The following is a 23027-nucleotide window of genomic DNA, read 5'->3' as shown; positions in this document are numbered from 1 at the left end:
AGCTCTGATCCTGTTCTGCATGGCATATCGTCGCTGGCCGCCGACATCCGCTGGCAGCCGGTGCTTGACGATCAATCGTTCATTGTTGGCTTTTGACGCAAAGTCCATACTGTCCACCGTCTGGCGTATCTCATCGATGAACGCGACACCTTCATGGAGGCATTCTGCAAATGATGTTCGCTGTGGCTGGCCTGCTCGCCCTTGTTACTGGCCTGGTCCACTCCATTCTCGGAGAAGTGATGATCTTTCGCCCTCTGCGCAACGGCAGCCTCATTTCGACGACATCATCGGCGCCGCTTGCGAAACGGACTATCGGGATACTCTGGGCAACGTGGCATCTGGTGACAGTGTTTGGCTGGGCTTTTGCCGGAATATTGCTGCAGCTCGCCTTTGCGCCCCAGGCTGCTTCAACAACTGGGCTTGTCGTCACGGCCATTGTCTTTGCCAACGTCGGTGGTGGCTTGCTCGTTCTCGTCGGCACCAAGGGACGGCATCCCGGTTGGATTGCACTCTTGGCTGTGGCAGCGTTTGCCTGGTTTGGCGTAAACGCTGCCTGAGGCGCTGCCTTCACGATCGAGCAACCGCGGCCAACCAAGTGGTGACTTCGACGCAAAGGTTGCTGCGACGGCATCGAATGTATCAGATCTTGTTTGTCGCATCGCGCGGCTGTCATTTGCGCGAAGGGCAACAATGTCATACGCTTAAGCTGTGATGCCCTCCTGCAGCGGTTGTTTTCGCCGCCGAGGTGCGTAAACGAGAAATGCAACAGAACCGGTCCAGCCGAAGGGCCGCGGAGCAGCGCCATGCATATCCCCCAATCAGAGCCCAATCGTTCATTCGTCGCAACCGCAGAGGGTGAGGGGGGCGGCACGGCCGGGCTCAAGCGCGCTGTTCGCGCTTATGGCAAGCGATCGATCCTCGGACTGTCTGCATTGCTTTTCACGCTCGGTCTGTCTGATCTCGCTTATGCGGCCAATTGCAAAGGACCGTCTGCGCCGGGGGCCGACTGGAGCGACTGCAACAAGAAGCAGCTGATGCTCGGCGGCATCGATCTCGAAGGCGGCAACCTGGCCAACACCGACTTCACGCTTACGGATCTGAGGGGCGCTAATCTCACGGCAGCAAACCTGGAGAAGGCGACGCTGGTCCGTTCGTCCTTGGCCGGAGCCAGGGCCGACAAGGCGAATTTTGCCAAGGTCGAAGCCTACCGCAGCAGTTTTGCCGGCATCTCGGCGGAGGGCGCCTCCTTCAACAGTTCCGAACTGCAGCGAACCAATTTCAGCGGCGCCAAGTTGACCGGAGCCGACTTCGAGAAGGCCGAGCTCGGGCGCGCCAATTTCGACAAAGCAGTGATCACGGGCACGCGCTTCCCGATGGCCAATCTGTCGCGTGCCACTTTCAGCGGTTCTACCTTTGAAGGCCCGCTCGATTTCACCGATGCCTTCATGTTCCTGACGCGGATCGAAGGCGTGGATCTGTCGGCCGCGACCGGGCTTGAGCAGGAACAGATCAACCTGACATGCGGCGACAGCGCGACCAAGTTGCCGCAAGGGCTGACAATGCCCACCAATTGGCCTTGCCCGGTCGATTGACGGAAGCGATCGCCTAAGCGAGGTGTTGCTTGGCGGCAATCGCCAGGCATTCCTTGAAGGCCTCAAGGTCTGTCAGACGGTCGGCTTCCGCCACTTCGCGCTTCACGAAGGTTCCGCCGCGCGCCAGGATGCCGCCATCGAGCATCAGATTGTCGGCCATGTCGAAATCCTCGATGCTGACCCCGTCCGGCCCGGCCATGCGGCCATCCGCCCGCGCGGCGGCCTTGCCGCCGTAGTGGCCGTGCAGGATACGGTCGTAATAGCTGCGCGCGGTGTTGGTATAGGCATAGACGTGCCGGCCGCGGCCGCACATGAAGCCAAGCTCGAAAACCGTGCCGACATCGGCGCTGATGCCGCGAAATGGCGTCAGGTTGGCGATGATCATGTCGCTGGCCAGCATCATGCCTTCGTCGACACCGTAGATCGCGCGGCCGCGGGCATGCTTGGTCTCGGCCGGCGGGATTTCCAGGTCGCCCGGTACCAGCGGCGTAAAGCCGGCCGCGCGTGCCAGCGCTGCTTTCTCGGCCTGGATTTCCACGGCATTGCTCAGGAACACTTCAGGGCCCGCCAAATAGACTTTCACGATCACGCCTCCTTACAATTTGGTCGGCAGCCTAGGGACGTCACGGGCAAGCGCCTAGTGGGCGTGCTCCGCCGCTCCCCGCTTACCCACCGATATTTCGAAACGCATCTGTGCCCGCGGCAAGCGCGTCGATCGCGGCGCCGATGGACAGGCGGCTTCGTCATCCGCTATCTCTCGGGCGAATCTTCACGCATATCCTTCCGCGAGGTCCAGCATGTCGAGCCAGCCTTTGACCACCTATGTCGGCGTTGCCCATCCGTGGATGTGTGACACGATGGGGCACATGAACGTGCGCCATTATGCGGCGATGTTCGATGATGCCAGCTTCCAGTTGCTCGGTCATATCGCTGGGCTGGAGGTTGAAGGCGAGAAGGCCAGGGGGTGGGCCGATGTCCGGTCGGAAACGGAATACAAGCACGAAACCAAAGCCGGCACGCTGATCACCATCCGCTCGCGGGTCGTCAAGCTCGGCCGCTCCTCGGTAACTTTCGAGCAGATCATGTCAGGGACGCTCGACGATGTCGTTCATGCCGTCAACCGAACCGTGACGGTTCGCTTCGATCTTTCGGCGCGCACCGCCATGACGCTGGAGCCGGCGGCCCGCGCCCGCGCGGAGGCGCTGCTTCCAGCGTGATCTGTCGCGATCCCGCGCGCCCTTAGTCCGCATAGATCCGTTCTTCGACCGGGGTTTCGGTGATGAGCGTCTGTAGGCCGGCAAGAAGCGCCTTTTCCGCGCGGTTCAACGCCTTGTCGGGGTTTGTCAGCAGGAAGATGTCGATGGCAGGGGGCGCCTCGTAAGGAGGCAGCCGCCAGAGCGCACCATCGGCGACATCGCGACGCGCCACGTGCAGCGGCAAGGGGCCAACGCCAAGGCCGGCCATGATCATCCGGCGGACCTCTTCGAGGCTGGAGGAGACGCCGACGACGTTGGCATTCAGCTTGGCCTCGCTGCGCAGCAGCGCAACGGGGCGCAAGGCGTCGGCGATGTGATCGGTGTGGAACGACACCGAGGTCTCGCCCTTGAGGTCGGCGAGTTTCAGCCCCTGTTTGCCGAACAGGCGGTGGTGCGGACCGCAGAAGAAGCCGAAGAACTCACGGAAGACCAGCAGATAGTCCAGCGCCGGGTCGCGCACGCTGACGAGGCAGAGGCCGAAGGATGCGCGCTTCTCCCGCACCTGGCGGGTGACTTCGCCGCTTGCGGCCACCGAGATGTTGAGCGTCGCACGCGGATAGTCGCGGTGAAACTCCATCAGCGCCCGATCGAAGATCGGCGAGATCACGTGGCTGGCGACGGCGATCGTCACGTGCCCGGTCACGTCGTCGCTGACGCCGCGCACCAGTTGCGGCAGCTGCGATATGGTGCCGAAGACCTCGACCGCCTGCTCGTAGAGAAGTTGGCCGACTTCCGTGAGGTCGAATCGGGTCGCATCGCGCTCCACGAGCCTGCGCCCAACTCGGTCCTCCAGCCGCTTCAACGCATTGCTGACGCTCGGTTGTTTCAGGTTCAGACGCTCCGCCGCACGCGTGATGCTTTTGACCTCCGCGATCACCACGAAGGTGCGCAAAAGGTTCCAGTCGAGCTCCCAGACGAGCCGTTCGGATCGTGGTGTTACCATTCCTGAAATCTATACCTTCTATTCCCATTATCTATTTGCGCAATGCTGATGCAAAGGCAATCATGAAATTCGGAAGGCGCCTCGATGCCCGTCCCAAGCGCACGAGAAGGCGCATTCGTCCAGAGGAGCAAGGAACATTTCATGAAGACCATTTTCTCCGGCCTTTTGGCCGCTACGCTGACCATTGCCGCAACCTTCTCGGCCGTTTCGGCGAGCGCCGATGATCTTGAAGCCGTGAAGTCGGCCGGCGAACTCAAGATCGCGATGAGCGGACAGTACCCGCCCTTCAACTTCGTCAACGAACAGAACGAGGTCGTTGGCTTCGATGCCTCGATCGGCAAGGCGATTGCCGAACGTGTCGGCGTCAAGGGTACGCTGGTCACGACGGCATGGGACGGCATCATTGCCGGCCTTCTTGCCAACAAATACGACACGGTCGTCGGCTCGATGACCATCACGCCGGAGCGCGAGAAGGTCGTCGATTTCGTCGGCCCATATTATCACGCCGGCCGCGCCGTCTTCGTTTCGGAAGACTCTGCTGTTGATAAGCTTGAAGACCTCAAGGGCAAGACGCTCGGCGTCACCCTCGGCGAAACCCACGAAAAATGGGCCCGCGAACAGGGCGGCTGGGACGTGCGCACCTACAAGGGCCTGCCCGAGCTGATGATGGAACTCAAAAGCGGCCGGGTCGATGCGATTGTCGTCGACAACATTCCCGTCATGGTCGCCGTCAAGGAAACCGGCGAAAAGGTCCGTCGTCTTGAAACCCCTGATATCGAAGGCGGCAGCGTCGCCATCGGCATTGCCATCCGCAAGAACAATCCGGAACTGAAGGCTGCCATGCAGAAGGCGCTCGAAGGTATGCTGGCGGACGGCTCCTACGAGAAGATCGCCATGGAATGGGTCGGCAGCGACATTCGCTGATCCTAGCCTAGCCTCGTTTCCGGCCGCCCGCTGACGGTCGCGGCCGGAGACCGTCGCATCCTCCCCCCGGAGTTTCCTCATGGACTTTTCGCTGGTGCAGCGCGTCTTCCCGTTCTTCGTGGAAGCGGCGTGGATCACGATCGAGATATCGGCGCTTTCGCTGGCCCTCGGGCTCATCGTCGCCTTTCTCGTGGCGGCGGCAAAGATGTCGCGCTCTTTGCCTTTGCGCATCTTTGGTTCTGCCTATGTCAGCCTGTTTCGCGGCACGCCGTGCCTGATCCAGCTGTTCGTCCTCTATTTCGGCGGACCGCAGATCGGCATCAATCTCGAGCCGTTTGCCGCAGGCGTGATCGGTCTCGGGCTCAACATCGGCGCCTATATGGCGGAAGCCATCCGCGGCGCGATCCTGTCTGTTGACCGCGGTCAGACCGAGGCTGCCCGCTCGATCGGCTTCAGCCGGTTCCAGACGATGCGCAAGGTCGTGTTGCCGCAGGCCGCGCGATTGATGATCCGGCCTCTCGGCGTCAATGCGGTCGCTCTGGTCAAGGGTTCGGCGCTGGTCTCGACGATCTCGGTCGTTGAGCTCACTTACACTGCCCAACGTTACATCGGCTCAACCTACAAGCCGTTCGAGATCTTCGGCGTCGCTGCCGTGCTCTACATGCTCATCGTCTATGTCGTCGCGCGGATCGTCGATCTCATCGACCGTCGCTACGCCATAGCTTGAGGGGAGAAACGCATGCAAGGTCTCGATTTCAGCGTCGTTCCGCCCTATGCCGAAATCCTCTGGATGGGCGTCTGGTGGACCGTCGTCCTCACCGTCACGGCCGCCGTGATCAGCTTCGTCTTCGGGGTGGTTTTCGCCCTGGTTGTCCTCTATGCACCCAAGACGATCGCATTGCCGGTGCGCGCATTCATGTGGCTCTTCATGGGCACGCCGCTGCTGTTGCAGCTGTTCCTGATCTATTACGGGCTGGGGCAGCTCGGTTTCAAGATCCCGGCGCTCGTCGCCGGCATCATCGGCCTCGGCCTGCACTTCGCGGTCTATAACGCTGACATCCTGCGCGCCGGCATCGTCGCGGTCGATGTCGGCCAGACGGAAGGCGCGCGCAGCCTCGGCTTCGGCCGCTTTCAGACGCTGCGCTATTTCATCGTGCCGCAGGCCGTGCGCAACACGGTTCCGGCGATGGGCAACAACCTGATCGTGCTCTTGAAGGAATCTTCGCTGGTGTCGATCATCGGTATTGCCGAGCTGGTGCATGCCGCGCAGCTCGCCATTAGCGAGACCTTCCGACCGTTCGAATTCTACATCACGGTCGCCGCCCTCTATTACATCCTAAACCTCGTGCTCGAAGCGGGTCTGCGCCGGGTCGAACAGAACGTGGAGGTATCACGATGACCGCCCAGCGACCCATGGTCGAAGTCAAGGGAGCCCGCAAGGCCTATGGCGAACTCCAGGTGCTGAAGGGCATCGACCTGTCGGTCGCCCGCGGCCAGATCGTTGCCATCATCGGCCCCAGCGGCTCCGGCAAGAGCACGCTTCTGCGTTCGATCAATCACCTCGAAACCTTGAACGGCGGCGAGATCTGGCTTGACGGCGTAAAGGTCAACCAGGACCTGCGCGGCCAAGCCTTCGAGCGGCACATCAACGCGGTGCGCCAGCAGATGGGCATGGTGTTCCAGCACTTCAACCTGTTCCCCCATCTGACAGTGATCGAGAACGTCACGATGGGACCCATCATCCTGAAGGGCATGACGAAGGCGGCGGCCCGCGAACTGGCGGTGGAACTTCTGTCGAAGGTCGGGTTGGCGGAGAAGGTCGATGCCTATCCGTCGCGGCTTTCCGGCGGCCAGAAGCAACGTGTCGCCATCGCCCGAGCGCTCGCGATGCAGCCGAAGGTCATGCTCTTCGACGAAGCGACCTCGGCGCTTGATCCCGAGCTGGTCGATGAGGTCAACGCGGTGATGAAGCAACTCGCCGCTGAGCACATGACGATGCTGATCGTGACGCATGAGATGCGCTTTGCCGGCGAGGTCGCCGACCGTGTGCTGTTCATGGATGGCGGTGTCGTCGTTGAACAGGGACCCCCGAGCGAAATCTTCCGCGAGCCGAAACAGGAGCGTACGCGAACCTTCCTGAAAAAGTATCTGGCGGCGTGATGGATGCGATGAAGACAAGCAGCAACCAATTCCCCGATTTCGGGCTGACGCCGGAGCAGCGCCGCGAAGCGGTGCTCGGCCACTACTACGAATACCCCGGGATGGACGGCGAGCGCGGCGAGATATGGTGCTACACCGACGCCTACGCCTACCCACCGGGTGCAACCGTCCGGCTTCAGGTGAGCTCGACCGCGCCCCAGTTCGCGCTGGAGATCGTGCGCGACGGCGCCGTCGAAACGGCCGTCATGAAACGGCAGGGCATCGCCGCCCGCTGGCAGGATACGCCGGATCAATGTTCCGTCGTCGGCTGCGGCTGGGAGACGACACTTGAATTCCAGGTGGACGAGAGCTGGCCCTCTGGCGCCTACCGCATCACCCTGACGGCCGAAGGTCGTGACGGGGCGTCCATTCGCTGCCAGCACCTCTTCATCGTCCGCCCCGAGGCCGGTCGCAAGCCGGGCCGCGTGCTGCAGGTGGCGGCGACCGGATCCTGGACCTCCTACAACACCTGGGGCGGATCCAACCACTACCAGGGTATCACCGGTCCGAACCGCGACCAGTACGCGACCACCGTCAGCATCGAGCGGCCGTTCTGCCGCGGCTTTGTGCAACTGCCGGCCGATGCACCGCGGGTGCCGCTGGAGATCTATTCGCCGATGGCGGTCGCCCCGCGTTACCCGCATATGGAGTGGGCCTATGCCAACGGCTATTCCAAGAAATATGCCTCCTCCGGTTGGGCGAGCTACGACAGCCATTTCTTCCGCTGGGCGGAGCGCGAAGGCTACGCCGTCGATCTCGCCAGCCAGCACGAGCTGCATTTCAATCCGGAAATCCTCGACGGCTACGACTGCGTCGTCTTCGTCGGTCACGACGAATACTGGACCTGGGAGATGCGCGACGCAGTCGACAGTTATGTCGAGCGCGGCGGTCACGCAGCCCGCTTTGCCGGCAACTTCATGTGGCAGACGCGCCTGGAAGACGGCGGCAAGCGGCAAGTGTGCTACAAATATCGCGCGCGCGCCGAGGATCCGGTCTATCGTTCCGCCGATCCGACACGCACGTCCGGCTCCTGGGAGGCGAAGGAGATTGGCCGCCCCGGTTCGTCGACTTTCGGGCTGATTGCAACGCGCGGGCTCTATGTCGGCTGGGGTGGATGTGCCCCGCGCGGCGCCCGCGGCTTTCCGGTCTATCGCCCCGAGCATTGGGCTTTCGCCGGAACCGGCATCTACTACGGCGACATCCTCGGCGCCGAGGGCCATGCCTTCGGCTACGAAGTCGACGGCCTCGATTACATCATCCGTGGTGGCTTGCCGGAACCGACGGAAGACAGCGGCGCCCCCGATGGGCTGGAAATCCTGGCGCTCGGCATGTCGTCGCTGAAGGAAGAAAGCGCCGACATACCCGCCGACGATCAGTTCCTCTCCGACGCCGACGCCAAGTTCGTCGCTGAAACGCTGATCGGCGATGCCGGCGAGGCGGCCGTCGACAAGGTCAAGCGCGGCTGCGGCATGATCGTCAATTTCCCGCGCGGCAAGGGCGAGGTGTTCCACGCCGGCAGCTGCGAATGGGTGGCAGCCCTGAAACGCGGCGACGAGATGGTCGAACGCGTCACCGCCAATGTTCTCAACCGTTACCTCAAACGCTGACAGAGACCGGACATGCTCAAGACGACAGCTTCCAACGAACGTCCCGCTTCACACCTGTTCTACCAGTCGCGTCTGCGTCGGCCGTTGGTCGACCGGGCAGAGGGCATCTATCTCTGGGACCAAGATGGCCGCCGGGTGATCGACGGCTCCAGCGGTGCGATGGTGGTCAATATCGGCCATGGCAATCGCAACGTACTCGAGGCGATGAAGCGGCAGATGGATCGCGTCACCTTCGCCTATCGCCTTCACTTCGAAAACGAACCGGCGGAAGATTTGGCACGCCGTGCCGCCGAAAAGCTACCCGAAGGCATGGACAAGATCTTCTTCGTCTCTGGTGGGTCGGAGGCGGTCGAATCCTGCTTGAAACTCGCCCGCCAATGGGCGGTCGCCACCGGCCAGAATGAGCGCTGGAAGGTGATCTCGCGCTTTCCGTCCTACCACGGCGGCACGCTCGGCGCATTGGCGGTCACCGGTTATGCGGCGCTTTCCGATCCGTTCTCGCCGATGATGCGCGAAATGCCTAAGGTCCCGGCACCAACCGCCTATCTCGACCGCGACAACCTGTCGATGGAGCAGCGCGGCATCAAGTATGCCGACATGCTGGAAGACGGTATCCAGTCCGAAGGCCCTGACAGCGTGCTTGCCTTCATCATGGAGCCGATCGGCGGCGCCTCGACCGGTGCGTTGGTGGCGCCCGACAGCTACTATCGGCGCATCCGCGAAATCTGCGACAAGTACGGCATCCTCCTGATCCATGACGAGGTCATGAGTGGGGCCGGCCGCACCGGTAAATTCCTCGGCGGCGACCATTGGGACTGCAAGCCGGACCTGATCGCGCTGTCGAAGGGCTTTGCCTCCGGCTACTGCCCGCTCGGCGCCATGGCAGCACCCTCGAGGCTGGTCCAGCCGGTGCTTGACGCCGGTGGATTCCAGCATGGCTTCACCTATGCCGGCAATCCGCTTGCCTGCGCTGCCGGTCTTGCTGTGCTCGACGAGATCGACCGGCTCGGGCTCATCGACAATGCGGCCGCCATGGGCGACGCCCTCAAGGCCGAACTCGTTGCGCTTTCCGAGCGCTTCCCGTTCATCGGTGACGTCAGGGGCAAGGGGCTTCTGCTTGCCGCCGAGTTCGTCTCGGACCGTGAGACGATGAAGCCTTTGCCTAGGGAATTGAACGCGCATCAACGGGTCGTCGATCTCGCCTATGAGCGCGGGCTGATCATCTATTCACGCCGCACCCGCGGCGGCGTCGAGGGCGATCATTTCCTGGTCTGCCCGCCCATGATCATTACACGGGAGCAGATCGGCGAGATCGTCGCCATCCTCGGCGACGTGCTCGAACAGCTCGCCGCCGAGCTTAACCTTCCCGTCAACCGCTGAGATAGCCACCATGACGAAAACCAAGACGTCGCGCAGGAAGGTCATCATCACCTGCGCGGTGACGGGCTCGGTGCATACGCCGACCATGTCGCCCCATCTACCTGTTACCCCGGACCAGATCGCCTCGGAGGCGATAGCGGCGGCCGAAGCCGGCGCCTCGATCCTGCATCTTCATGCAAGAAACCCGGTGGACGGTCGTCCGTCGGCAGACCCTTCGCTGTTCATGCAGTTCCTGCCACGCATCAAACAATCGACCGACGCCGTCATTAACATCTCCACCGGCGGCTCGTCGCTGATGGCACTGGAGGATCGCCTGGCGGCGTCCTTGCGCGCCGAGCCGGAGATGTGTTCGCTGAACATGGGCTCAATGAACTTCGCCCTGTTCCCGGCGCTGGACAAGCCCACCGGCTGGAAGCACGCCTGGGAGCCGGAACTGCTGGAGGCGACGCGAAGCTCGATCTTCAAGAACACCTTTGCCGACATGGAGTTCATCCTGACGCGGCTCGGGCAGGGATGCGGGACGCGCTTCGAGTTCGAATGCTACGATGTCGGTCACCTCTACTCGCTGGCACATTTCCGTGACCGTGGGCTGGTTTCCGGCCATCTGTTCATCCAGTTCGTCTTCGGAATCCTGGGCGGTATCGGCGCCGATCCGGAGAACCTGACGCATATGAAGCGCATCGCCGACAAGCTCTTCGGCGACGACTACTCCTTCTCGGTGCTGGCCGCTGGCCGACACCAGATGCCGATGATCACCATGGCAGCGGCGATGGGCGGTAATGTCCGGGTGGGGCTGGAAGACAGCCTCTATAATGGCCGCGGGCAGCTTGCGACCAGCAATGCCGAACAGGTCCACCGTATCCGCACCGTGCTCGACGCCTTGTCGCTGGAGGTTGCCACCCCTAAGGAAGCACGTGAACTTCTCGACCTCAAGGGTGGAGATCAGGTGGCATTCTGACGCCGAGGCGCGGGCAAGCTCGCCTACGGCCTTTGGCCGTCAGCATCTAAGGGGAAGACTGTGACGACAACCCAGAGCTTGACTGCGGATATCCGGATTCGCATCGGTGAAATCGGCGACGCGGACACGATACATCGCGCGATCCTGGCCATGGGCCGCGGGCTCGACATGGCGGGCAAGGTGACCTGCACGGCTGACGACTATCGCCATTTCGGCTTCGGCCCAGACGCCGCCTTTGGCAGTCTGATTGCTGAGGTGGATGGAGGTTTTGCCGGCCTTTGCCTGTTCTTTCCGATCTTCTCGACCTGGCGCGGGAGGCCGGGGGTCTTCGTGCAGGATCTCTATGTCGACGATCGTTTTCGCGGCCTCGGGATCGGCGAGCGCTTGCTGCGGGATGTTGCGGCCTGGTCGAAGGCGAGGGGCGGGGACTATCTGCGGCTGGAAGTCGACGTTGAGAACATGGCCGCGCAGCGCCTTTACGAGCGGCTCGGCATCACCTGGCAGACGAAAGATCGCGCGCACGCTGCCTATGGCGAGGCCTTCGCAGCACTCGCCGGAAAATGAAAGCCTGAAGACGCAGGCATTGGAGAGAACATGAAAGCCTTCTACGCACAGGAACAGAAGCGACACGATCCGAAGGCTTTCCTTTCGAGCGGCGCACCGCAGCCGAACCCGGAGCAGCCCGAGCGGGTCGAGAGGCTGCTTACCGGCGCCCGCGACGCCGGCTGCACCATCCTTCGCCCGCGCGATCACGGGCTCGGCCCGATCGCCGCGGTGCACACGCCGGAATATCTCGACTTCCTCGCGCATATCTATGCCCGCTGGCAACGGATCGCGGAGGCCTCGGACGAGGTGATCCCGAACATCCATCCGCTCGCTCGCGACGGCCGATATCCGGCGTCTGCTGTGGGGCAGGCAGGATATCACATGGCCGACACCGCGTGCCCGATCTCGGGAGAAACCTGGGAGAGCGTGCGCTGGAGCGCCTGGAGCGCAGTCGATGCGGCAGATGCCGTCATGGCTGGCGACCGCGCCGCCTATGCACTCTGCCGGCCACCCGGCCATCACGCCTTTGCCGATGTCGCCGGCGGTTTCTGCTTCCTCAACAATTCCGCCGTCGCGGCCCAGCGTTTTCTGTCGAATGCGGCGCGCGTCGTTATCCTCGACATCGATCTGCACCACGGCAACGGCACGCAGGGCATTTTCTACCAACGCTCCGACGTGCTGACAGTCTCGATTCATGCGGATCCCGTGCGGTTCTATCCGTTCTTCTGGGGGCATGCCGATGAGCGCGGCGAGGGGCCGGGCCTCGGTTACAATCTCAACCTCCCGCTCGAGCGCAAGTCCGGCGACGCCGAGTTCCTTGCAGCTCTCGATGTCGCCTTCCGCCGCATCCGTGCCTACGCGCCGGACGCGCTCGTCGTCGCGCTCGGCCTCGATGCCTTCGAGGGCGACCCCTTCGGCGGCCTGTCCGTATCGACGCCAGGCTTTGCGAGGATTGGTGAGGCGGTCGCCGGCCTGGGTCTGCCGACGGCCATCATTCAGGAAGGCGGCTACCTCTGCGATGAGCTGTCCGACAATCTGACATCCTTCCTGACAGGCTTCGGCACAGCCGCGAAGCTCTGAGGCTGACGTTACGTTAGGGGTTTGGTGTCGGCTAATCTATTGCGTCAGCAATGATGCCGATGCATTTGTTTTGCCAACGGTTTTCCCGCGATGCGCCGGCAGATGGAACGTCTCTCCGGCGTCGGGCAACAGTCGGCTAGCCTCGTCGATGAAACCGCGGATCAGCGGCAGATGGCGACGCTCAGCGAGGCAGATCGCGTATTCGTCGATGACCTCTTTGGCGTCGTCGATCGGTACGAAGGAAAGCCTGGCATCGTGGCCGAATTCGAGGTCGGCGACCACCCCGAAGCCAACACCATTGGCGATGGCCTCGCGCACGCCTTCGCGCGAGGAGATCTCGACCAGCTGATGGATCGAGATGCCGTGGTCGCCAAGGTTCTTCTCGAAGATTTCGCGGGTGCGCGAGCCGCGCTCGCGCATGACGAAGGAGAGGCCTTCGAGGTCCTTCATCGTGACGCCGTCGCGCGCTGCCAACGGATGGGATGACGGCACGCACAAGCCGAGCCGCATGCTCAGGAAGTGCACGCCGTGCAGGCGCGGATCATTGGGGATCTGCGCCGTGATCGCGACATCGGCGCGATAGTCGATGATCTGGTCGATGACGCGGGCGGAGTTGTCGACGGCAAGCGAAAAGGTCAGTTTCGGCCGATCGTTCTTCAACCGCGAGAGGATCGGCAGCGCCAGGATGGGGCCGTCGGCCGCAACGCGCAGATGCCCGCCATTCAGGCCGGCTTCTCCCCGCAGAAAAGCATTCGCCTCCTTTTCCGCCTGGAACAGCCGCGAGGTGATCTCGAAGAGGCGCTCGCCATGCGCGCTGAGGCTGACGCCGCGGGCCTTTCGATCGAGCAGGTTCTGGCCGCAATCCGCTTCCAATTCCCGCACGTGCTGCGACAGGGTCGACTGGCTGATCGCCATGTCGCGGGCGGCCTGGGAGAAGCCGCCCGACAGGGCGACGATGTGAAACGCTTTCAACTGGGTGATCGACATTGCTTCCGGTTCTGTTGTCACGCGGGAGCCTGTTGGATCCGCGCCGGCATCATTGTCGGAAAAGCTGACAGGCACATGACACTTCGCCTCGCCAGTCTGCCAGGCCATCCGGCGACGGACGAAACCGATGGCAGCCATCGGAAAACGCTATGGCCGTTTTACGTTTTGTTAAGCAACTGTCATCTGCGCGGTAAGCGTGGCGGCTAACGGTGACGCACGGCCAAGAGCCGATCCCGTTCATCTTTAGAGAGAAAGCCGACATGACTTCCTCCCCCAATTCGATTGCGACGCCAATCCAATCTTCCTCCGATTGGCTCCTGAATATTCCCCGCGTGCAGGCCCAGCAGGGCATTCTCGTATCGCCCGGTGGCACCGGTAATGTTTCGTCCTATAGCCTCGTCTATGATGTCTATTTCCCGTCCGCCGGCTCCAGCGGCTGGATCCCGTTCCTGCAGACGGATGTCACCAACACGTCTGACGGCGATATCTTCGGCAAGGTCGGCGGCGAAAGTTTCGGCCTCGGCATCAACAGCGACTATCGCGGCGCCGCCAAACTCGATGCGTGGAACCGTATTGGTCTCACGATCGACAAGGATGCCAGCGGCGGCGTCTCGATGAAGAAATACATCAACGGTGACTTTGTCGCCGAACAGAAGATGACGGGTTCGCTTGCCGCCCGCTTCACCATCGACAAGGCCAAGGGCTTCCTGATCTTCGCGGACGAAGACGGTGAAACCTCCTCCGGCTACCTCAGCAATTTCCTTTTCATCGAAAAGGTTCTGACCGGTTCGGAGCTCTCGGCGCTCGGCAATGCCAAGCCGGAAGGCATCGTTCCCGATGCACTGAAGGGCGATGCGCTGTCGTCCAACGGCACTGAGTTTCGTTTCGGCGAGGGCTCGACCACGCCGGCATTCGGTCAGGGTTCCCTCAGCGGCCAAGGCACGACCGTGTCGACGACGACGCCGGGATCGGCGGGTATTCCGGCCGTTGGCCAGGACACGACGAACCCCAATCCAGGCTCCGTCGTCAAGACCTTGGCCATCAAGGATATGATGGTCACGCCGGATGCGGCCAATGTGACGATTGACCTGTCGCAGCATTTCTCGGGCGAAAACCTGACCTTCACAGTGCAGAACAGCAAGGGCGAAGTACTCAATGCCGTTCTGACCAATGGCAACAAGTTGGTGCTGGATTTTGCTGCCCTCGGCCATTCCGACATCCGCGTCACGGCAACCGACACTGCCGGTCACGTCGTCACCGACGATTTCCGCGTCCGCGTCGCCGGTGCGAACGCCTATACGATCGCCGTGTTCCCGGACACGCAGGACTACACCTCCAACGATGGCATCAAGCATTTCTTCGGCGACATGACGCAGTGGCTGGTCGACAATCGCCAGAGCCACAACATCGTCTTCATGACCCATGTCGGCGACATCACCCAGAACAACCTTTCCGGCCAGTGGGACATCGCGGAAGCGGCCCTTCGCAAGCTCGACGGCAAGATCCCCTACGCGCTTCTGCCGGGCAACCATGATCAGGCGAACGGCGGCAATGCCGCAGACCACTCGTCGATCCATCTCGATCAGCGCTTCTCGCCCGACAAGCAGACGGCGACCAATCCGGGCACCTTCGGCGGCGCCTATGATCAGGAACTGATGAGCGCCCGCAACACCTACAGCACGTTCACCGCGCCCGATGGCACCAAGTGGCTGTCGATCTCGCTCGAATTCGGTCCCCGCGACGACGTGATCCGTTGGGCAGGCGACGTCATCGAGGCCCATCCCGATTATCGCGTCATGCTCGCCACCCACTCGCTGACGAGCTATGCCGGCCGGCAGGACAATCTGGCTCTTCCGCTCTATGACGAGGGTGCAGGTTACGATTACGGCATGCGCACCGACCAGCGCGGCGCCAATGACGGCGAATATGTTTCGCGCGAACTGCTCGCCCGCTACCCCAACATCGTCATGACCTTCTCCGGTCACATCTTCGGCGATGGCGCCGAGACCGACATCACCTACAACCAGTACGGCGAGCCGGTCTTCCAGTTCCTCGTCAACTACCAGAACGGCGTGTCGCGCGAGATCACCGGCAACGGCAACGAGGCCAAGGGCAACAATGGCGGCAACGGCGCCATCCGCCTGATCACCATCGACCCCGACAACAACCGCATTTCCACCGAGACTTACTTCACCGGCTTCGACGACTACCTCGACGGCTTCCGTACCAAGCCGGAACTCGATCGTGATGGCCTGACGGGCTATTACCGCGGCCACCAGGAAGTTTTTGAGAACATCGACGTCAGCGGCGGCAAGGCCCGTGCCATGGCCGAAGCCGGCGACGACATCATCGCCGATGCCTTGGCCGGCGCCTCGTCCGCCAATGTCGCGCTTTCAGGCGCCAAGTCGCTACTGCCGGCAAGCGTCAAGAGCTGGGTCTGGACCAACGAAAACGGCGATGTGGTGGCTGAAGGCAAGGACGCGAGCGCCGCGCTCGAGCTTGGCAAGCACAAGCTGACGCTGACCACGACCGACTTCAACGGCGTCAAGACCAGCGACACGGTAGACGTCATCGTCCGCGGCGACCGCACGCTGTTGGTCGAGACCTTCAATGACGGCAACGCCAATGGCTGGGCGACCGATATCGGGGCTGCCAACGGCAACACCGGCAACTTCCTGCTCAAGGGAACGGTCTTCTCACGCCCGACCGGAGCAACCGGCCTTGCGGCACCTGAAGCAGCACTCTTCGATCAGAGCGATGCCGCCCGCAACAAGCTGGTCTTCGTCGGCGAAGGCTCGTCCACCTGGACGGATTACGTCTTCGAGGCATCGCTGACGCAGCTCGACAACGACACGATCGGCGTTCTCTTCTACTACAAGGATGCCAACAACCACTACCGCTTCACGCTCGATGGCGAGACCAATCGTCGTCAATTGGTCAAGGTTGCCAATGGCGTAGAGACCATCCTTGCATCGGTGAATGAAGGTTCGCCCTACAACATGGAAATTCCGCTGACGGTTGCGGTCACCGGCGGCGTCATCAACATCTTCCTCGGTGACAAGAATGTCTTTGCCGGACCGGTCACCGATGCCAATGCACCGCTGACCGGCGGCACCGTCGGCCTCTATTCCAGCGGTCAGCGCGCTTCGGTCTTCGACGACATCGTCGTCACCAGGGCGGACACGACGGCAAAAGCCGGCATCGACCAGCGAACCTACGACATCGACGGCGACGGTAAGGTTTTGGTCAAGCTCGATGCCTCCGGCTCGTTCGGCCCGAAGCAGCTGGTCGACTATGTCTGGACCGACCTTGCCGGCAACGTCATCGCCAATGGCAAGACCGCCAACGTCAATCTCGACACCGGCGTCAACAAGTTGCTGCTCAAGGTGACGGCGGTGGACGGCTCGGTTTCGACCGACCGTGTCGACATCACCGTCGTCGACCGCAGCAAGATTCTGGTTGCAGAAGACTTCTCGTCGCCGCAGTCCCTGTCGCGCTTCAACATCGTCGATGAGGGCGAGCTTGGCGGGATCGGATCGGATGGAAAGGCCTCCGAATGGCTGCTTGCCGACGGCAAGCTGGTGCAGACGACCGGGCTTGCGAGCCGCGAGCTGACATGGAGCGGCGCAACGGCATCGGATCTGTGGAAGCGCGGATGGAGCCCGCTTGGCGACGGTGTCAACGTGCTTCGTCTCGGCACCTACGCCCTGTTCAAGGATCCGGCAGCCCTTGCCTGGACCGACTATGCCGTCGAGGCGACGATCCAGACGCCGGATAAGGACGGCCTCGGCTTCCTGTTCCGCTACAAGGACAACAAGAACTACTACAAGCTCGAGCTCGATGCCGATGGCATCCTCGATCGCAGCCCCGGCAATGGCGCCGGCAGCATCTTCAACCTCGTGCGCATGAAGAACGGGGTCGAGGAAATCCTTGCGCAGGTTCCGGGCAAGTATGAGCCGGGCCAGGCGATGAAGCTGCGCGTCGAAGTCGTCGGCGACAAGATCACCGCCTTCCTCAACGATGAGGCGCTGTTCGCCTATCCGGTCGGCGACCGTGGTCTCGATGCCGGTACCTTCGGTCTCTATTCCTGGGGCAATGCCGGGCTGTCCTTCGACGATCTGACGGTCGTCGATTTGAAGTCGGGCCTCGAAGGCGGCCAGGTGATCAACGGCACCAATGCCCGTGACATGCTGGTCGGTGGTGAAGTCGGCGAGACGATCTATGGCCTTGGCGGCAACGACACGCTCATCGGCAACGGCGGCGACGATCGCCTCGATGGCGGCGACGGCGACGATACGCTGTTGGGCGGCGCCGGACGTGACGCGCTTGCCGGCGGCAAGGGCAACGACGTGCTGATGGGTGGCGAGGGCGCCGACATCATTGCCGGCGGTCTCGGCGACGACGTGATCGAAGGTGGCGCCGGTAACGACGTCCTGATTGGCGGCGACGGTTCCGATACCTACGTCTATGGACGTGGCGAAGGCTCCGACGAGATCGTCGAAACTGCTACGGCGTCGGGCGACAGCGACGTTCTCGTCCTGCACGACATCGCCCGCGGCGAGGCGGTCCTGCACAAATACGGTGAAGCCGTTGAGGTCGAGTTCGCCAATGGCGAAAAGCTGACCCTGAAGGGCCAGCTGGCAGGCGGCGGTGTCGAACTCGTCACCTTTGCCGACGGCACGGTGATGAACCGCGCTGCGATTGCCAATGGTCTGGTCAACCGCGGCCCGGTTGCTGTTGGCGACACGCTTGTTGCGATCGATGAAGATGCGCCGTCCTTCGTCATCCCGTTTGCGAGCCTGCTCGCCAACGACAGCGATGCCGATCTCGATCAGCTGAAGGTGACCAGCGTCACCTCGGTCGTCGGTGGTGCAGCCACCGTCGAGGAGGGCGGCATCCGCTTCACGCCTTCCGCCACCTTCAACGGCGAAGCCTCCTTCCGCTACCAGATTTCCGATGGTCGCGGCGGGTCCAGCGAGGCAGGCGCCACCTTCACCGTCAAGCCGGTCAACGATGCACCCGTTGCGTCGCCCGTTGCCGTCGAGACGAACGAAGACACGTCGGTCAGCGGCACGGTCACGGCGACGGATGTCGATGGCGACACACTTGCCTACGCCGTCAAGACCGGGGCGGGGCCGGCCAATGGCAGCGTTACACTCGACGGCAGGACCGGCGCCTGGACCTATACGCCGAACGCCAATGTCAACGGAACGGACAGCTTCACCGTCGTCGTGTCCGACGGCAAGGGAGGAAGCAGCGAAAGCACCGTCAGCCTCACGGTCAAGGCGGTCAACGATGCACCGGTGACGATCGCCGACACAGGAACTGTTGCCGAGAACGAGACCGCTACATTCGACCTCGTTGGCAACGATACGGATGTCGAGGGCGACCGGCTGACGCTCGTCGGCTTCGCGGTCACGGCCGTCACTGGATTGGCGCTGACGAATGCTCAGGCGGCCGCGGCCTTCTCGATCATCGATGGCAAGCTCGTCGCCGATCCGTCTTCCGCCTTCCAGGCGCTGGAAGACGAGCAGGCTGCCACGGTTACCGTCACCTACACGGTGCGTGACGCCCAGGGTGGGGAATCGACCGGCACGGCCACGATCAAGATCGACGGCTACACGGAGTACAACGTCGTCGAAGGCACCGACGGCAACGACACGCTGGTCGCCACCGACGGCAAGGACATGATCGAAGCCGGCAGCGGCAACGACACGGTGCTCGCAGGCGATGGCAACGACATGGTCGATGCCGGTGCAGGTAATGACCGGGTGGTCGCCGGCGACGGCAACGACGTGGTCGAAGGCGGGGCCGGCAACGATGTCCTGATGGGCGGGGCCGGCAATGACGTGCTCAGCGGTGGCTCCGGCAACGATCAGCTGAACGGGGGTGCGGGCAACGACACGCTGAACGGCGGTACGGGCAATGACGTGCTGACGGGTGGTGCGGGTGCCGACACCTTCTTGTTTGCGGCCGGCGACGGTCGCGACGTGGTGCTGGACTTCCAGGCCGGCGCTGAAGGGCAGGATGTGGTCGTGCTGTCGAAGGATGTGTTTGCCGACTACCAGGCGCTCCTGTCTTCTGGCGCATTCACCGACGGTGACGCTGGTGCCCAGATCGCGTTCGATGACGGCTCCTCCATCACCTTCAATGGTGTGAAAACGGAAAACTTCGTCATCGACGACTTCCGCTTCGCCTAACCAAAGCGAGGGGCGCACCTTCCGGTGCGCCCCTTTTTTGCGCGGCATCGGCTTCAGCCATCTCAAGCATGTCATCGCTTTGTGATGCCTGCCTGTTACCGCCGCGATCTCAACGGATCAGGGACCATGCGCGACAGTTCATCCAATAGAAATTCCAGCCAGTTCAAGGGCGTATTCGCCGGTTGCGCCAGCGCCTTCGTCGGCATCGGCCTGATGAGTGCCGTCGTCAATGTGCTCTACCTCACCGGATCGCTCTTCATGATGGAAGTGTACGATCGTGTGCTCCCGAGCCGGAGCCTGCCGACGCTGGTCGCCCTTCTCGCCATCGTCGTCGTGCTCTACGCTTTTCAAGGGTTGTTCGACGCGCTACGGGGCAGGCTGCTGGTACGCATCGCCGATCGGCTCGACCAGGCCCTTTCGCCAAGGATCTACGATGCGATCGTCGGGCTGCAGATGCAGGCACCGATCAGCGCTCGCTATGCTCAGCCGCTGCGCGATCTCGATACCATCCGGGCCTTTCTGTCCGGCAGCGGGCCGACAGCGCTCTTCGATCTGCCTTGGCTGCCCTTCTATATTGCCATCTGCTTCGCCTTCCATTTCTGGCTGGGTGTCACCGCGCTCGCCGGCGCCATCATCCTGGCCGCCATCACCTTGCTGACGGAACTCGTTTCACAACGGCCGGTCGAAGAGGCTGCCCGCCATTCCTCCAAGCGCAATCGCATGGCCGAGAGCGGCCGCCGTAACGCCGACGTGATCTCGGTCATGGGCATGGGGCCGCATCTGAGGAGCCGCTGGCAGGAGGAGAACCGTGCTTTCACCCGCGAGCAGCGCCGGGCAAGCGATGTCTCCTCGGGCTTCGGCGTGTTGAGCAAGGTGCTGCGCATGATGCTGCAGTCCGGCATTCTTGCGGTCGGCGCCTGGCTCGTCATCAACGAGCAGGCGACGCCCGGGATCATCATCGCCGGCTCGATCCTGTCTGCCCGGGCGCTGGCGCCGGTGGATCTGGCGATCGCCAACTGGAAGGGTTTCATTGGCGCGCGCCAAAGCCGACGCCGGCTGCAGAAGACGCTGGCGCTTTTGCCGGATGCAGCCGATCGCATGGATCTGCCTGCGCCCCGTCACGCTCTTTCCGTCGACCGCGTCAGCGCCCTTCCACCGGAAACAACCGAGGCTGTCTTGCAGGACGTCACCTTCACGCTGGAGGCAGGCACTGGGCTCGGCGTCATCGGCGCCAGCGGCTCCGGCAAGAGCTCGCTTGCGCGACTGCTCGTCGGCATCTGGCGGCCGGCGCGCGGTGCGATCCGCCTCGATGGCGCGACGCCCGACCAATGGCCGGCGGCGGCGCTTGCCCGCCATATCGGTTACATGCCGCAGTCGATCGAATTGCTCGACGGCACCATCGCCGAGAATATCGCTTCGTTCGATCCGGATGCTGAGCCCGACGCCATCATCGCGGCCGCCCGCGCAGCCCGAGTGCACGATCTGATCGTCAGTCTGCCCGAGGGCTATTCCACCGAAGTCGGTGAAAATGGCCGCCCGCTTTCCGCCGGTCAAAAGCAACGCATCGCGCTTGCGCGTGCGCTCTACCGCGACCCCTTCGTCGTCATTCTCGACGAGCCGAATTCGAACCTCGATTCCGAAGGTGAGGAGGCGCTGACGTCGGCGATCCTCGGTATCCGCGAGCGCGGCGGCATCGTCGTCGTCATCGCTCACCGCCCGAGTGCGCTGCTTGCGGTCGACAAGGTGTTGATGCTTGCCGCCGGCCGCCAGCAGGCCTTTGGACCGAAGGACGAAGTTCTCTCGAAGGTCCTGAGGCAGGCATCCGCCAATCCGGGTGCGCTCAAGGTGGTGCAATCCGCAGAAGCAGCAAAGGCATGAACATGGACGATTGGCAGACACTCAGACGTTCGATCCGCACCCATCTGATTGTGGGCGCCCTCGGATTTGCCATATTGGTTGGGCTCTTCGGCGGTTGGGCGATCGGCACGGAAATCGTCGGAGCGGTTATCGCTCAAGGCTCAGTCGTGGTCGAGAGCAGCCTGAAGAAGGTTCAGCACCCGGTTGGCGGCGTCGTCAGCGAGCTGATGGTGCGCGACGGCGACCGGGTCAAGGCGGGGGATGTCGTCATGCGTATCGACGCGACGATGACCAGGGCCAATCTGGCGATCATCCTCAAGAGCCTCGACCAGTTCGCAGCTCGAAAGGCGCGGCTTGAAAGCGAGCGCGACCATTCGGAGAATGTTGCCTTCCCAGAGACATTGCTGTCGCGCGCCGGAGATCCCGAAGTGGCGGCGATGATGCATGCCGAACAGCGGCTCTATGAAAGCCGCCGGGATGTGCGCGAGAGCAAGAAGCGGCAACTGGAGCGGCGCGTCCAGCAGTTGAACGAGGAGATCCGCGGAATGGAGGCCGAGCGCACTGCCAGCAGCCGCGAGCGGGTTCTCATCAACGAGGAACTCGGTCGCTACACGTTTCTGCACGACAAGGGGTTGATGGAAAAGAGCCGGCTCAGCACACTCGAGCGCCAGGCAACCGATATCGACGGCGAGATGGGCAGGCTGCTCGCGGGGGTGGCTGGCGTGCACGAGAAGATCGCCGAGACATCGCTGCAGATCATCCAGGTCGACGAGCAATGGGCCGAAGAGGTCGGAACGGATTTGCGGGAAATGGACGCCCGGATCGGCGAGTATGTCGAGCGCAAGGTGGCGGCGGAAGATCAGCTGAAGCGGGTCGATATCGTCGCGCCGCAGAACGGCATCGTTCACCAGCTCGCCGTTCATACCGTTGGCGGTGTGGTCGCTCCCGGCGAGCCGATCATGATGATCGTGCCGGATATCGACAAGCTCGTCGTCGAGGCCAGGGTTGCGCCGCAGGACATCGACCAGATCTATTCCGGGCAGAAGGCGATCCTGCGTTTCTCCGCCTTCAGCCAGAAGACGACGCCGGAGATCTCCGGTGCTATCGAACGGGTGTCGGCTGACGTGTCGGTCGACCAGCGAACCGGTGCGAGCTTCTACGTCGCGCGCATCGCGATCACGCCTGAAGAGATAGAGAGGCTTGGCAACGTCGCGCTGATGCCGGGCATGCCGGTCGAAACGTTCATTACCACCGGCGAGCGCAGTGTTGCGTCGTACTTCATCAAGCCGCTGATGGACCAGGTCAGCCGGGCATTCCGCGAGAGCTGATCCGCCTCGTTTCGCGATAGATCCCTTGCTGCCAGCGAAAATGCAGCCCGTCCCATCCGGTCTTTCGACCGTGGCGGGGCGGGCTGTTTTGGTGTGCGAGGAGCAATGTTGCAGCCGAAGCCCAACGGACTTCGGCCCGCATACGGTTCGTCTTGAACCCGCTGAAATCG

At 62.6% G+C, this 23027-nt stretch carries 18 protein-coding genes; 15 read left to right on the top strand and 3 right to left on the bottom strand.

The features are described 5' to 3' along the window. Positions 1-170: 170 nt before the first annotated feature. Both AC07UR_RS24915 and AC07UR_RS24910 read left to right on the top strand, forming a co-directional pair. A complete protein-coding gene (locus AC07UR_RS24915; protein ID WP_209792478.1) occupies positions 171-557 on the top strand; it encodes a hypothetical protein in 387 nt (128 codons plus the stop codon). Between the two features lie 246 nt (positions 558-803). Continuing rightward, the gene (locus AC07UR_RS24910) at positions 804-1592 is read left to right on the top strand and encodes a pentapeptide repeat-containing protein (RefSeq protein ID WP_209792480.1); all 789 of its coding nucleotides are present in this window, start codon (positions 804-806) and stop codon (positions 1590-1592) included. A 13-nt stretch (positions 1593-1605) separates the two neighbouring features. Here AC07UR_RS24910 and AC07UR_RS24905 read toward each other — a convergent pair whose 3' ends face one another. Continuing rightward, positions 1606-2181: a nucleoside 2-deoxyribosyltransferase gene (locus AC07UR_RS24905; protein WP_209792482.1), complete on the bottom strand. Its 576-nt coding sequence runs from the start codon at positions 2179-2181 to the stop codon at positions 1606-1608. Positions 2182-2389: 208 nt separating this feature from the next. On the opposite strand from AC07UR_RS24905, the gene AC07UR_RS24900 reads away from it, so the two are divergent. After that, positions 2390-2809, top strand: coding sequence for an acyl-CoA thioesterase (locus AC07UR_RS24900; RefSeq protein ID WP_173422154.1), 420 nt, complete (start codon positions 2390-2392; stop codon positions 2807-2809). A 22-nt stretch (positions 2810-2831) separates the two neighbouring features. On the opposite strand, the gene AC07UR_RS24895 is transcribed toward AC07UR_RS24900, so the two are convergent. After that, a complete protein-coding gene (locus AC07UR_RS24895) occupies positions 2832-3791 on the bottom strand; it encodes a LysR family transcriptional regulator (protein ID WP_209792484.1) in 960 nt (319 codons plus the stop codon). 141 nt (positions 3792-3932) lie between these two features. Here AC07UR_RS24895 and AC07UR_RS24890 point away from each other — a divergent pair, with 141 nt between their 5' ends. The 9 genes from AC07UR_RS24890 (at position 3933) to AC07UR_RS24850 (ending at position 12485) form a co-directional block, all read left to right on the top strand. Next, positions 3933-4715, top strand: coding sequence for an ABC transporter substrate-binding protein (locus AC07UR_RS24890; protein ID WP_209792487.1), 783 nt, complete (start codon positions 3933-3935; stop codon positions 4713-4715). Between the two features lie 79 nt (positions 4716-4794). Continuing rightward, positions 4795-5442 carry an amino acid ABC transporter permease gene (locus tag AC07UR_RS24885; RefSeq protein WP_209792489.1) on the top strand — a complete coding sequence of 216 codons (648 nt, stop codon included), beginning with the start codon at positions 4795-4797 and terminating at the stop codon, positions 5440-5442. A 12-nt stretch (positions 5443-5454) separates the two neighbouring features. Beyond that, positions 5455-6114 carry an amino acid ABC transporter permease gene (locus AC07UR_RS24880; protein ID WP_209792491.1) on the top strand — a complete coding sequence of 220 codons (660 nt, stop codon included), beginning with the start codon at positions 5455-5457 and terminating at the stop codon, positions 6112-6114. Then, positions 6111-6875: an amino acid ABC transporter ATP-binding protein gene (locus AC07UR_RS24875; protein WP_327795892.1), complete on the top strand. Its 765-nt coding sequence runs from the start codon at positions 6111-6113 to the stop codon at positions 6873-6875. The genes AC07UR_RS24880 and AC07UR_RS24875 overlap by 4 nt, the downstream gene beginning before the upstream one ends. Positions 6876-6883: 8 nt before the next feature. After that, positions 6884-8521 (top strand): N,N-dimethylformamidase beta subunit family domain-containing protein, encoded by a 1638-nt coding sequence (locus AC07UR_RS24870; RefSeq protein WP_209792493.1) that lies wholly within the window; start codon positions 6884-6886, stop codon positions 8519-8521. 12 nt (positions 8522-8533) lie between these two features. Further along, positions 8534-9901 (top strand): aminotransferase family protein, encoded by a 1368-nt coding sequence (locus AC07UR_RS24865; protein ID WP_209792495.1) that lies wholly within the window; start codon positions 8534-8536, stop codon positions 9899-9901. A gap of 10 nt (positions 9902-9911) precedes the next feature. After that, entirely contained in the window at positions 9912-10859 is a 948-nt protein-coding gene (gene kce, locus AC07UR_RS24860; protein ID WP_209792497.1) for a 3,5-dioxohexanoate:acetyl-CoA acetone transferase, read from the top strand. A gap of 150 nt (positions 10860-11009) precedes the next feature. Continuing rightward, positions 11010-11423 carry a GNAT family N-acetyltransferase gene (locus tag AC07UR_RS24855; protein ID WP_209792566.1) on the top strand — a complete coding sequence of 138 codons (414 nt, stop codon included), beginning with the start codon at positions 11010-11012 and terminating at the stop codon, positions 11421-11423. 30 nt (positions 11424-11453) lie between these two features. After that, on the top strand, positions 11454-12485 hold the full coding sequence (locus AC07UR_RS24850) for a histone deacetylase family protein (RefSeq protein ID WP_209792499.1): 1032 nt from the start codon (positions 11454-11456) through the stop codon (positions 12483-12485). A 36-nt stretch (positions 12486-12521) separates the two neighbouring features. On the opposite strand, the gene AC07UR_RS24845 is transcribed toward AC07UR_RS24850, so the two are convergent. Continuing rightward, the gene (locus AC07UR_RS24845) at positions 12522-13610 is read right to left on the bottom strand and encodes a LysR substrate-binding domain-containing protein (protein WP_234942041.1); all 1089 of its coding nucleotides are present in this window, start codon (positions 13608-13610) and stop codon (positions 12522-12524) included. A 122-nt stretch (positions 13611-13732) separates the two neighbouring features. On the opposite strand from AC07UR_RS24845, the gene AC07UR_RS24840 reads away from it, so the two are divergent. The 3 genes from AC07UR_RS24840 to AC07UR_RS24830 all read left to right on the top strand — a co-directional run bounded on the left by AC07UR_RS24840 (position 13733) and on the right by AC07UR_RS24830 (position 22857). Next, on the top strand, positions 13733-19672 hold the full coding sequence (locus AC07UR_RS24840; RefSeq protein WP_209792501.1) for an Ig-like domain-containing protein: 5940 nt from the start codon (positions 13733-13735) through the stop codon (positions 19670-19672). 126 nt (positions 19673-19798) lie between these two features. Further along, positions 19799-21550 carry a type I secretion system permease/ATPase gene (locus AC07UR_RS24835; RefSeq protein ID WP_209792510.1) on the top strand — a complete coding sequence of 584 codons (1752 nt, stop codon included), beginning with the start codon at positions 19799-19801 and terminating at the stop codon, positions 21548-21550. A 2-nt stretch (positions 21551-21552) separates the two neighbouring features. Continuing rightward, positions 21553-22857 carry an HlyD family type I secretion periplasmic adaptor subunit gene (locus AC07UR_RS24830; RefSeq protein WP_209792569.1) on the top strand — a complete coding sequence of 435 codons (1305 nt, stop codon included), beginning with the start codon at positions 21553-21555 and terminating at the stop codon, positions 22855-22857. Positions 22858-23027 lie beyond the last annotated feature (170 nt).

The sequence above is a fragment of the Ensifer sp. GW821-FHT05G01 genome (assembly GCF_059419585.1).
The sequence above is the reverse complement of the archived record's forward strand: the minus strand, read 5'-3'. Positions and strand labels throughout refer to the sequence as shown.